This window comes from Bartonella sp. B30(2025) (assembly GCF_053793825.1).
On sequence record NZ_CP200034.1, the window covers coordinates 1,354,198 to 1,366,497 of the forward strand.

A 12,300-nucleotide genomic window follows, 5' to 3' on the forward strand; every position below is an offset into this window, starting at 1 on the left:
GAGGCATATTGATAAATAAAAAAATTAAGATAAAAAAAATAAATATATTAAACTGTTTTTGACTAGAATGGAGAGATAAAATTGTCATGAAAGCGGAAAATCATCTTTTTTTAGTTGATGGGTCAGGATATATTTTTCGTGCTTACTACGCTTTGCCACCTTTAAAACGTAAAAAAGATGGGCTTCCTGTAGGAGCTGTAGCCGGTTTTTGTAATATGCTATGGAAATTGCTCTGTGATGCTCGCAATACAAATATAGGTGTTGTTCCAACGCACTTTGCTGTTATTTTTGATTATTCATCCGAGACATTTCGTAAAAAAATTTATCCTCAATATAAAGCAAATCGGGCAGCACCTCCCGAAGATCTTATTCCTCAATTTTCTTTGATACGCCAAGCAACAGAGGCTTTTAATTTACCTTGCATTGAAAAAGAAGGATTTGAAGCGGATGATTTAATTGCTACTTATGCACAATTGGCAACAAAAATTGGGACAACAACAACAATTATCTCTTCCGATAAAGATCTTATGCAATTAGTAAATGCGCATGTATCCTTATATGATGGAATGAAAGATAAGCATATAGGTGTTCCTGAAGTCATAGAAAGATGGGGTGTTACACCTGAAAAAATGATTGATTTTCAAGCTTTAATTGGAGATTCAACAGATAATATTCCAGGTATTCCTGGTATTGGTCCTAAAATAGCAGCACAATTGTTGAATCAATTTGGTTCTCTTGATCATTTGTTGGAGAATGTTGCAGAAATTAAGCAGATAAAGCGACGTGAAAATATTCAAGCTTATAGTGATCAAGCTAAAATTTCTCGTGAATTGGTTAGACTTAAAACAGATGTGCCTATAGATAAGAATTTAGATGATTTTATTTTGGAACCACAAGATGGCCCGCGTCTTATTGGTTTTCTTAAAGCTATGGAATTTACGACATTAACGCGTCGTGTAGCAGAAGCAACGTCATGTGATGCAGCAGCTATTGATGCACTTGATATAAATGTTAAATGGGATAATCCCATACATGGTCCTGATTTGGATGTTCAAAAAGTTAAGATAACAGAATCTTGTGGACTTCTTGAGAATTCTCCACAATTATTAGCTAAAAAACGTAAAGATCAAGCTCTTAGCCAAAAAATTATAAGAGATTCTTATATAACTATTCTTGATGAGACAGTTTTAAAAGAATGGTTATCAGAAGCTCAAGAACAAGGTTTTTTTGCTTTTGATACTGAAACAACTTCTCTTGATCCTATGCAAGCAAAGCTTGTCGGTTTTTCATTAGCATTACAACCTCAAAAAGCAGCCTATATACCACTTGAACATATAGTTGGAGAAAATGATCTTTTGAGGGAAGGGCGCATTGCTGAGCAGATTGAAACACAAAGAGCTTTGACGTTGTTAAAGCCGGTATTAGAAAACCAATCGGTGCTGAAAATTGGACAGAATATAAAGTATGATTGGTTAGTAATGAAGCAATATGGCATTGTTATGCGCTCTTTTGATGACACAATGCTTTTGTCGTATGCTTTAGATGCTGGAACTTTAAATCATAATATGGATGCTTTATCAGAACGTTGGCTTGGACATAAAACGATTTCCTACAAAGAGTTAACATGTAACGGAAAAAAAATTTCTTCTTTCGCACAAGTAGATTTAAAACAGGCAACTCTTTATGCAGCAGAGGATGCTGATATAACATTGCGTTTGTGGCAAGTTTTAAAACCGCAGCTTGTAGCTCAGAGAATGACAAAAATTTATGAGCGTCTTGACCGTCCACTGATAGAAGTTCTTGCAAGGATGGAAGAGCGTGGTGTTCTCGTTGATAAGCAGATTTTATCACGCCTTTCAGGAGAATTGGCGCAGGCTGCTTTTATTTTAGAAGAGGAAATTTATAAGCTTGCTGGTGAAAAATTTAATCTTGCTTCGCCAAAGCAATTAGGTGATATCCTGTTTGGAAAAATGGGATTGCTTGGAGGTGTTAAGACCAAGGGTGGACAGTGGTCAACTTCTGCACAGACCTTAGAGGAATTGGCTGCTGAGGGGCATGTTTTACCGCGTAAAATTATTGATTGGCGTCAGCTTACAAAATTAAAATCGACCTATGCAGATGCTTTACCCTCTTATATTTCACCAAAAACAGGGCGTATTCACACGAGTTATTCTTTGGCTACAACATCAACGGGACGATTATCATCATCAGAACCAAATTTACAAAATATTCCAATTCGCACAATTGAAGGGCGTAAAATTCGAACAGCTTTTGTTGCTCCAACAGGGCATGTACTATTATCAGCTGATTATAGCCAAATTGAATTGCGCATTCTTGCGCATGTTGCTGATATTACGGCGTTAAAAGAAGCTTTTGCAAAAGGTCAGGATATTCACGCTATAACTGCATCACAAATATTTGGAGTTGCTATAGAGGGGATGGATTCAGACATACGGCGACGTGCAAAAGCTATTAATTTTGGTATTATCTATGGTATTTCAGCTTTTGGATTAGCTAATCAACTGGGTATTTCACGGCAAGAAGCAGGACGTTATATTCAACTTTATTTTGAAAGATTTCCTGGAATTAAAGATTATATGGAAAAAACTAAAGAATTTGCACGCCAAAATGGGTATGTAGAGACTATTTTTGGGCGCCGTATCCATTATCCAGAAATAAAAGCGACAAATCCACAAATTCGTGCTTTTAATGAACGAGCTGCTATTAATGCACCAATTCAAGGATCTGCAGCGGATATTATTCGTCGCGCTATGATTCAAATGGAAAATGCTTTAGAAAAAGAAGGGCTTTCAGCAAAAATGCTACTACAAGTCCATGATGAATTGGTGTTTGAGGTACCAAAAGATGAAAGTGAAAAAACCGTAGCGCTTGTTAAAAAAGTTATGGAAAATGCTACAATGCCAGCGCTGTCTTTGTCCGTACCACTTGAAGTAAAGGCAATGACTGCACAAAATTGGAATGAAGCACATTAATTAGCTTTTTTATCGATTTTATCTTTCATAATGTTCGTTGCATCAGCAAGGTTAAGATAAGCTTTAATAGGCAAGTGATCTGAAGCAATACGTGAAAGTGGTGAAGAATGACTTTCTACATTTCTTACTAATTGATTTGGAAAAGCAAAAATTCTATCAAGTGCCAAAAAAGGAAAACGAGAAGGAAAACTTGGTACAGTTTTCAGTGTGTTATCAAAATAAGAAAAAAAGTGGTTTAAAGATGAACCTTTTCCTAAACGCCATTCATTAAAATCCCCAGTGAGGATTGTTGGCATGGGAGGACGTTTTTGTAAAAGTGTAAGGAGCATTGTCGTTTGCTTATTGCGGGAATGGCGTAACAAACCAAAATGAGCAGCAACAATACGAATGAGTCCAGTTTCCATTTCTAATTCTACAATAACAGCACCACGTGGTTCAATACCAGGAAGAGTAATTTGTACAATATCATGTATATGCCCCTTTTTTATAAAAAGGGCATTACCGTGCCATCCATGTCCATTTGGTGACATGGTTTTCAAGGGTACAGGAACTAAACCTGTTTCAGCTTTTAATAATTGAAGATCAACTAAACCAACGCGCTCTCCAAAACGTTTATCTGCTTCTTGAAGAGCAAGAATATCAACTTTTAGCTCAGCAATAACACGTACAATACGGGTAGGATTAAAAATTTTGTCAATACCTACACATTTATGGACATTATACGAAGCGATAGTGAGGTCATAATTATTGTTTTTATCGGTTGTGTTTGTCTCATAACTTGGACGTTTGTAAATAGCATTTAAAAAAGGATTTTGTAATTTTTGCTGGATAAATGTGGAAAATTGAAGAAATTTTTGTTTATTAGATGTACTCATTTTCTTGTATATATAGCCTGCTAAAAGGAAATATAGGTATTTTCCTATAAAAAAGAAAAAACCTTGTTTCTTTTTAGAAACAAGGTTTTAAGATCAAAAAAATGATTTGTTAAAATTAATCACGATTTGAGCCGATAAACTGCAGTAAAAATACAAACATATTGATGAAATCAAGGTAAAGATTTAAAGCACCCATGATAATTTTCCGACCACGGGTATCATATCCATCTCCTTCATAATACATTAATTTAATGTTCTGCGTGTTGTAAGCTGTTAAGCCAGCAAAAACAAGAACACCAATTACTGAGATAGCAAATTGCAAAGCATTTGACCCAAGAAAGATATTAACAATCATGGAAAGCATTAAGCCAAACAAACCAATAAATAAGAATGAACCCATAGCGGTAAGATCGCGCTTTGTTGTGTAACCATAAAGTGACAAAGCACCAAAAGATGCAGAAGTAATAATAAATGTTTGCACAATACTTTCTGTAGTATAGCGCAAAATAATTGAAGATAGTGAGAGTCCGACAAGGACAGCATAGCCAAAAAAGAGACTACGAGCCGCACTCGTACTCAGCGTATTGATTTTAAAACTGAGGAATAGTATTGCTACGAGCGGAGCAAACATAACTATGTATGAGAATGGTGATGTGTAAAATGTCACACCAAATGAAGTTAAATAAACACTTTTACTGATCTGAGCAGCTGCTTGATTCATATCCGTTGTTGTTGCTAACGATGCAATTGCATAAGCTGCAGCAGCTGTGATAAGCAAACCAATTGCCATCGTATTGTAGACACCGAGCATGTAGCTACGCAATCCTTGATCAATTGATGCATCGGCATGAGAAACAGACGCCGAACGTAAATTTTTGAAATCAGCCATAATATAAAGTCCTCTAGCATATGTTCCATCAGGTATTAGGATAAAAGAACCTGTGTCTTACGACAACAGCTTTGTACAAGCTTTTACTTGACAATCATAAGCGGTTCTCCACACCGCTAATACAATTCCAATATACCTCCTCCTATTATGGGGATTTATTTAAAAATTACAAGAGACTTTTGTTAAGAGAAAAGCTTACAAATTGGTAATAAAATAACATAATAAAAAATTAGAATATGAGATTTTTTATATCTTTAATGCTTTAAGTCAAGCGAATATGAATTATGAATGACGTGGGGATAAAAGTTTGTGTTCATATTCTCAACAGCTACAGATGTTAAAAAAGACATCTGTATAAAAAGGTAAAAAATTACTGTCATTGTTAAATAAATTTTGTTTTATATCTTATATATATGAAAAATTGATATACAATTAATATTCATGGCAACTGAGAGAAAGACTTATTCAGAAGATTTATGGTTAGAATAACGTTTTTCTTTAATCCAAATATTCGCTTCTTCTATTAAGATAGCAATGACGCCGATTGTTATAAAACTGTCTGCGAGATTGAAAATGGCAAAATAAAAAATATCACTAATATAAAATGATATATAATCAACAACATAGTGAAAACGGATACGATCAATAAGATTACCAATTGCTCCGCCAATGATAAGAATCAGACCAAAGCGTGATAAAGGTTTGTTGTATTTGATATTATTCCATAACCATAAAAGAAAAACGACAATAGTTAATGCAACAGCAATGAGTCCCCAACGAGGAAAAGAAGAAAGCAAGGAAAATGCAATACCATAATTGTGCACATGATAAAGAGAAAGAAAAGGAAGCAGTGGCATTTCTGCTTCTAATGGTATGTTATGTATAATCCAGTATTTTGCTGCTTGATCAAGTCCTACTATAAGAATCAAGCTAATAAGCAAAGAAAATGACGAAAAAGCAGATGATTTGCGTATCATGTTCTAACCTCACACGATTCCAGTGTTAAATAGGAACGGCGGATTTCGTAAAGCATGACAGCAGTTGCTACCGCCAAATTAAGCGAATCAGCACGTCCATTTTGTGGAATACGCGCGAGCTGATCGCAACAATTTGCAAGACTATCTGGCAGTCCCTGTTTTTCATTGCCCATTAAAAGTATAATAGGACCATTTTTGTAGTCAATTGTACGATAATCAATAGACCCTTTAAGATGTGTACCAATAATCATGCCTTTAAATTGAGCAGACCAGCTTAAAAATGTACATTCATCAAAGTGATAAAGTGGTATGGAAAAAATAGATCCCATCGTTGCACGGACTGCTTCAGGTGAAAAAGGATCTACTGTATCGCCAATCAAAATAACACCTTTAGCTCCCACTGCATCAGCAGTACGAATAATAGTGCCAAGATTACCTGGGTCACGCACCCGGTCAAGTGCAATATAAACATCTTTGGACTGTTCTGTTATCGCTTCAAGTGGTTGCCACTGTTGCTTAAAAATGCCGATAACTGTTTGTGGGTTATCACGGCGCGCGATGGATTCCATGATCTTTTGTGAAGCCTTAATAACAAATCCACCACTCGCTACAGTGCGTGCAGCAATGTTTTCGACAGCATCATTTCCAATTTTGCTTTTGGAAAAAATGAGCGTTTGTATTGTCCATCCGAGGTTTAAAGCATCAATTACCAATTTAAGACCTTCCGCCATAAAAAGACCTTCTCTATTACGGTTTTTCTTTTGGCTAAGTGCTTTAAGATCCTTAATGATGGGATTACTAAGAGAGGTAATTTCTTTAACTTTACCAGTTTTGGGTATGCACATTTTAAGCAATCCATCTGCTAAAAAGAGAAGTAGAAAGAGTCCGTTTAGCAACTTCTTCACGCAATATCAGTTCTCCTGATTCAATTGTACCCCCAAGGTTTATAAATTCATCCCGCATCAAAGTATGAAGAGTATAAAAAGAAGCACGAATAGAATAGGCTGTAAGCACAACAGCAAGAGGTTTATCGGATAAAAGCTTGCGACAGCTTGTGATCATTTTTGGTAAGTGATCAAATAATTGCCAAACTTCCCCATGAGGTCCACGCCCGTATGCAGGGGGATCAAGAAGAATCATATCATAGCTTTTTTTACGGCGTAATTCGCGCTCAACAAATTTTACAGCGTCATCACAAATCCAGCGAATAGGATAATTTGATAACCCTGCTTTTTCTTGGTTGGCTTTTGCCCAAGTGATAGCTTTTTTAGAGGCATCAACATGGGTAACATTTGCACCTGCACGTGCGCCAATCAAAGAGGCGATACCTGTATAGCCAAAAAGATTTAACAATTTTATAGGACGTGTGGTATTAACAATTTGTTTTTCCATTGAGTGCCAATGGGCATTTTGCTCAGGAAAAACACCTACGTGTCGAAAAGACGTAAAACGCCCTAAAAAAGACAATCCATTCCAAGAAAGTGGCCATGTTTCACCAAGAGTTTTTTTGGGAAAATGCCAACGACCAATACCCTCTTCATCTCGGTTTCCTGTAAAAACAGCATCAACATTAGTCCAATGTTTTTGTGATAAAGCCGGTTTCCACAATGCTTGGCTTTCTGGTCTTATGATGCGGTAACTCCCATAACGCTCTAATTTTTTTCCATTACCAGAATCAATTAAAGCATAATCTGCACTAGCATCTGTTTCTAAAATGAGAGGTACTTTTTCCTGTAAAAGTATGTTGCTTTGACGTGGTTGAAAAAATTGTGCAGACATTACGATACAGGTATCTTAAAGGTTATTGAATTTCTGTTATTCGTGTGAATATTCTAAGTTCACTAAAGCTATGGGTTACAAAAAAAATCACTTTCAGTATTGTTGAAATATAACATAAAGAAAGATTTTACTGAAGCGTTATTATATCATATTTGCGAGTGATGCTTTTAATTTTTCTAGTTCATCTTTGCTTTTTTTGAGGGCTTTTTTGCATTTACGGTATTCATACTTGTTAAGTATGTTGCTTAATAAAGCGCCTAAACCAAAAAAAATAAAAAGCCATATAAATAAAGGTGCTTGATAAGTGAAACTTTCAGGATTTGTCTGAAAAGGATTAAAAGTTAATACAACCATTTTACGATTAGCTATAACAAAAACAGTTAAAAAAAATATAAGTGGAATACACATAATTGCTAAGAAAATGCGTCTAATTTTCATAAATTTACTCATTTGTTAAGTCTTGTTAAGTCTGTCACGCAAATCTTTACCAGTTTTAAAAAAAGGAATCCATTTTTCTTCAACGGCAACAGCTTCACCTGTTCGCGGATTACGGCCGTTACGGGCTGAACGGCTTTTAACAGAAAAAGCTCCAAAGCCGCGAAGCTCAACGCGATTACCATTAGCGAGAGCTATTGCAATTTCTTCAAAGATAGCATTCACAACGTTTTCTACATCACGTTGAAAAAGATGCGGATTATGACGAGCAATAATTTGCACAAGTTCCGATTTAACCAAAATAGCCTCTCTTTCATAAAAAAATTTTTATAATTGCGCATTTTATGCACGTAAGTTACATCATGAATGAGTAAAAACAAAATAAAACCAATAAAAAATAAATTGCAATAAGCAAAATTCAAAAATACCCTTTATAAAGTCTATTGAGATTAAAATTTGAGAGATTAGGATAAATATGGCTATACATAATCATGATGAAGTCTCTTCTTTTAGTGATAATTTGAAAAAAGCATATCGTCATTCTCACTATATTAGCATATTAAAAATTTTTTTACCTCTTTGTACATTGGTTATTGTACTTGTCATTTGTTGGCGTACATTTTTTTTGGCTTCTGTTGTTTCTGACACTGTAATATTGAATAATGAAGAGGGCGGAATGATGAAGCTGACAATGCTTAATCCAAAATTAGAAGGCTATACACGCTCTCATGAGACTTATTGGCTCAAAGCGGAAAAAGCGTATCAAGATCGTGTACATTCTGGTGTCTTTGGGCTGCAAAATATTACAGCTGAAGCATCTATAAACCAACAGGGACGCGTTTTTCTTGATGCTCAAGAAGGTATTTACGATAATATCAATAGTCATTTACAATTAGATAAGCCCTTCACAATTACAACCAGTGATGGAATCGTTGCAAAATTTATGTCTGCGGATATTAATTTATCTGAGAGACAATTAAGCACGAATAAACGTGTCAATATTGAACGCTCAGATTTGCGTCTTGTAGCAAACGCTTTGAAAATTTTAGAAAAAAAACAAATCATGCATTTTCAAGGTGGAGTGCATTTAGTTCTTGACAAACAATGAGAGAATATCAATACGAAATTTTATCGGTCTTTGTAATTAAAGAGGGACCTCAATATTTTGATAAAAAATTGAGAGTTATGAAATGAAGCTGAAAGCACCATATAGAAAATGGAAAGGTATGTGCTTCTCTGCTTTTAGTGTGGTAGTGTTAAGTTTTAAATCCGTTTGTGGATATGCTGAAGTCGCCAATTTTGGAATTGATATATCTAATGATAAGGAGTCAGTAGAGCTTTATGCTGATTCTTTGGAGATACATGATAAAAAGGGAATGGCTCTTTTTGATGGAAATGTTTCAGTGATTCAAGGCAAACGTCTTTTGCAAACTTCAAAATTGGTTGTTTATTATGATAAGATGCATAAGACAGTGAATAAATATATGGTAAATACAGAGACAGCATTACCTACATGGTTTGGATCAACCAGTATAAAAAAAGTGGAAGCCTTAGGAAAGGTTTCTATAAAGATAGCGACACAAGTTGCTACAGGTGATAAAGGTGTTTTTGATGGAAAATCAAACATTATGGTCTTAACAGGGAGTAATGTTGTATTAACTGATGGTGAAAATGTGGTAACAGGGTGTAAATTAACCGCAAATATGAAAACTGGAAAAGCTTTACTAGAAGGTTGTGAGACATCTAAGAAAAAGAGACGTGTCTCTATTATTTTAAAACAAAATCAGGAAAATAGCCATTAAGGTTTCATGTTTGGAATCAAAAAAGAAAAACAGACAGCTGAGCGCGATTTTGAAAATGGAGTCTCAAAACAGTGTTTAAAAGGGACTTTAGCTGCTAGCCATTTGGTTAAAGTTTACCGAGGAAGACAAGTTGTTAATGGTGTTTCTTTCGATATTCGTACGGGAGAAGCTGTAGGCATTTTAGGTCCCAATGGAGCTGGAAAAACAACTTGCTTTTATATGGTTACAGGTCTCATTAAACCTGATGGAGGGACAATTAAAGTTGACGGGTTTGATATTACTCATCTTCCTATGTATCGGCGTGCTCGTTTAGGTATTGGATACCTTCCGCAAGAGATATCCATTTTTCGTGGTCTTTCTGTTGAAAATAATATTAAAGCTGTTTTGGAAGTCACTGAAAAAGATCAGCTTAAACGTCGTGAAGAGTTAGATGCTCTTTTACATGAATTTAAAATTGATCATTTACGAAAAATGCCCGCAATTGCATTATCAGGAGGGGAACGTCGTCGACTTGAAATTGCGCGTGCTTTAGCTTCTCGCCCCAATTTTGTATTACTTGATGAACCATTTGCAGGAATTGATCCTATTGCTATTTTTGATATTCAGCAGCTTATTCGTCATTTAACACAACGTGGTATTGGTGTTTTGATAACTGATCATAATGTGCGTGAAACATTGAGTCTTGTGGATCGTGCTTATATCATTCATGCAGGAAAAGTGCTAATTCACGGTTGTCCTAATGATATTATTAATAATGCTGATGTACGCCAAATTTATTTGGGTAATCAATTTTCTCTCTGATTTTTTATTGAGATTTAAACAGAAATGGTTTCGTAGGCAAAAGCTTTATTTTTATATTTCGAAGCAATCAGTTTTACTTTTTAAGCTTCAATGAAGGTTTGTTTTCGTTTTAAAGAGCTACTGTCAATATGCATTCTCATTACTTAACTTAAACAGTTATGTATGATACAATGCAAAGAGCTATAATGAGACCGTTAAAGACTTGCATATGCATATTTGTGAGCAGAAGTAAAGAAAAAGAGATGTTTTTCAGTTTGGTTATATAAAAAATTTTTAACAGCAATTTTTTATATCGTGTTGTTTCTTTAAACATCTTATTTCTGTCATAATTATTATATTATAGCTTCGCTTTGGATTTTTGTTGAATGATAAGAAAATGCTTCGTAAAGAGAGAGAATCTCTTTATGTTTGCGATGTGGTTTGTATTAATAAAGATATCATTGAATTAAGCTTAAGATGAATGATAAACAAGGACATAAGTGAAATGACATGTTTTTGTGATAAAGATATATAGATGTCGGTAATGTTTTTTCTATTGAAATACACAAGGGAAGATGAGTCTGTTGTGAGCATTTTTATGGTAAAACTATGGCTATATTGCTATTATAAAATGTAATTTGTGGCACTATATTTGCTCATTATGTATTCAATAAGCTATTACATAATGAGTGGATATTTGATCAAATAAATGTATGGGCTATTTTAGATATATTTGTTAAACATGTAAAAGTTTATTTAGATTGTTGTAGTTTTGCATCTCAAGCTACAAGTAATTGTAAAAATATATTTTATCCCTATGTATTTATCGTGTTACGGGAACAAATTCTTAAAAAGAAGAGGAAAATCTAACGAGGCATTTACGCTAACTGTTTAGGCTGGAAGGTCGTTAATAGTGATTGTTACGAATGTGGTAGGCAAGTTAGTTTTATGGAAAATTTATTTCCTTTTTCTCATTCTGTTAATCAAAAGCTAAAAATCTTTATCATTGAGTTAGTAATAATATGAAATGACTTGAACCATCATCTGCTATGCGTTGAAAAAAAATATACATGTAATGGTGATCTTTAAATTTCGGTATTCTTTATTGGTTTGTGGGTGGGAATTTAAATATGCAAAAGGAAGATTAAAATATGAATTTGAGTGAGTTAATTGCACCGGAAGCAATTATTCCGGCTCTTAGAGCAAATTCGAAGAAACAAGTTTTGCAAATTTTAGCTGAAAAAGCAGCCGAGTTAACAGGTCTTAATGAGCGTGTAATTTTTGATATTGTTTTGCAACGTGAAAAATTAGGATCAACGGGTCTTGGTAGTGGTATTGCCATTCCTCATGGAAAATTGCCTGATATTAACCGAATCATTGGTATATTTGCTCGCCTTGAGAATCCGGTTGACTTTGAAGCTCTCGATGATGAGCCAATTGACCTTGTTTTTTTACTCTTGGCACCTGAGAACGCTGGTGCAGATCACTTAAAAGCTTTATCACAGATTGCACGTGTTTTGCGTCATTCTGACGTTGTTCAAAAATTGCGCAATACACGTGATACTAACGCACTTTACGCTTTATTGATTCAGAATTCAGCATCAAATGCGGCTTGATGTGCACATTACAGTTTTTGAATTTAAAGTAGGAAAAGAGTATAATCTATCTTGAAAGAAAAGGAAATGGGCTCACTACAGATCTGTATTTTCATATAGTCAATACTAGTTATCTCTGTGCTATCTGTTATTTATTTAAGCAGTTTATTTTTAC

Annotated in this window: 11 protein-coding genes and 1 pseudogene; 5 read left to right on the forward strand and 7 right to left on the reverse strand. The window is 34.7% G+C overall.

Annotated features, from left to right (window positions below):
* The first annotated feature begins 86 nt into the window (after positions 1–86).
* Entirely contained in the window at positions 87–2,993 is a 2,907-nt protein-coding gene (gene polA / locus V4P55_RS05815; protein WP_455474150.1) for a DNA polymerase I, read from the forward strand.
* Here polA and V4P55_RS05820 read toward each other — a convergent pair.
* The 7 genes from V4P55_RS05820 to ihfB form a co-directional block, all read right to left on the reverse strand.
* Positions 2,990–3,868 carry an endonuclease/exonuclease/phosphatase family protein gene (locus V4P55_RS05820; protein ID WP_455474151.1) on the reverse strand — a complete coding sequence of 293 codons (879 nt, stop codon included), beginning with the start codon at positions 3,866–3,868 and terminating at the stop codon, positions 2,990–2,992. The genes polA and V4P55_RS05820 overlap by 4 nt on opposite strands.
* 115 nt (positions 3,869–3,983) lie before the next feature.
* Positions 3,984–4,757 (reverse strand): Bax inhibitor-1/YccA family protein, encoded by a 774-nt coding sequence (locus V4P55_RS05825; protein ID WP_455474152.1) that lies wholly within the window; start codon positions 4,755–4,757, stop codon positions 3,984–3,986.
* 461 nt (positions 4,758–5,218) lie between these two features.
* Complete coding sequence (gene lspA, locus V4P55_RS05830) at positions 5,219–5,734, reverse strand: signal peptidase II (RefSeq protein WP_455474153.1); 516 nt, start codon at positions 5,732–5,734, stop codon at positions 5,219–5,221.
* Positions 5,731–6,579 carry a TrmH family RNA methyltransferase gene (locus tag V4P55_RS05835; protein WP_455474154.1) on the reverse strand — a complete coding sequence of 283 codons (849 nt, stop codon included), beginning with the start codon at positions 6,577–6,579 and terminating at the stop codon, positions 5,731–5,733. The genes lspA and V4P55_RS05835 overlap by 4 nt, the downstream gene beginning before the upstream one ends.
* 1 nt (position 6,580) lies before the next feature.
* On the reverse strand, positions 6,581–7,513 hold the full coding sequence (locus V4P55_RS05840; RefSeq protein WP_455474155.1) for an RsmD family RNA methyltransferase: 933 nt from the start codon (positions 7,511–7,513) through the stop codon (positions 6,581–6,583).
* Between the two features lie 141 nt (positions 7,514–7,654).
* Positions 7,655–7,951, reverse strand: coding sequence for a lipopolysaccharide assembly protein LapA domain-containing protein (locus tag V4P55_RS05845; protein WP_455474156.1), 297 nt, complete (start codon positions 7,949–7,951; stop codon positions 7,655–7,657).
* 15 nt (positions 7,952–7,966) lie between these two features.
* Entirely contained in the window at positions 7,967–8,248 is a 282-nt protein-coding gene (ihfB, locus tag V4P55_RS05850; RefSeq protein ID WP_455474157.1) for an integration host factor subunit beta, read from the reverse strand.
* Between the two features lie 175 nt (positions 8,249–8,423).
* Between ihfB and lptC the strand changes: the two genes are divergently transcribed.
* From lptC to ptsN, 4 genes and pseudogenes are all read left to right on the forward strand, one after another.
* Positions 8,424–9,056 (forward strand): LPS export ABC transporter periplasmic protein LptC, encoded by a 633-nt coding sequence (gene lptC, locus V4P55_RS05855; protein WP_455474158.1) that lies wholly within the window; start codon positions 8,424–8,426, stop codon positions 9,054–9,056.
* 82 nt (positions 9,057–9,138) lie between these two features.
* Positions 9,139–9,750 (forward strand): LptA/OstA family protein, encoded by a 612-nt coding sequence (locus V4P55_RS05860; RefSeq protein ID WP_455474159.1) that lies wholly within the window; start codon positions 9,139–9,141, stop codon positions 9,748–9,750.
* 75 nt (positions 9,751–9,825) lie between these two features.
* A pseudogene (gene lptB / locus V4P55_RS05865) lies at positions 9,826–10,551 on the forward strand (LPS export ABC transporter ATP-binding protein); the annotation flags it as partial.
* A 1,130-nt stretch (positions 10,552–11,681) separates the two neighbouring features.
* The gene (gene ptsN / locus V4P55_RS05870; protein WP_455474160.1) at positions 11,682–12,146 is read left to right on the forward strand and encodes a PTS IIA-like nitrogen regulatory protein PtsN; all 465 of its coding nucleotides are present in this window, start codon (positions 11,682–11,684) and stop codon (positions 12,144–12,146) included.
* Positions 12,147–12,300 lie beyond the last annotated feature (154 nt).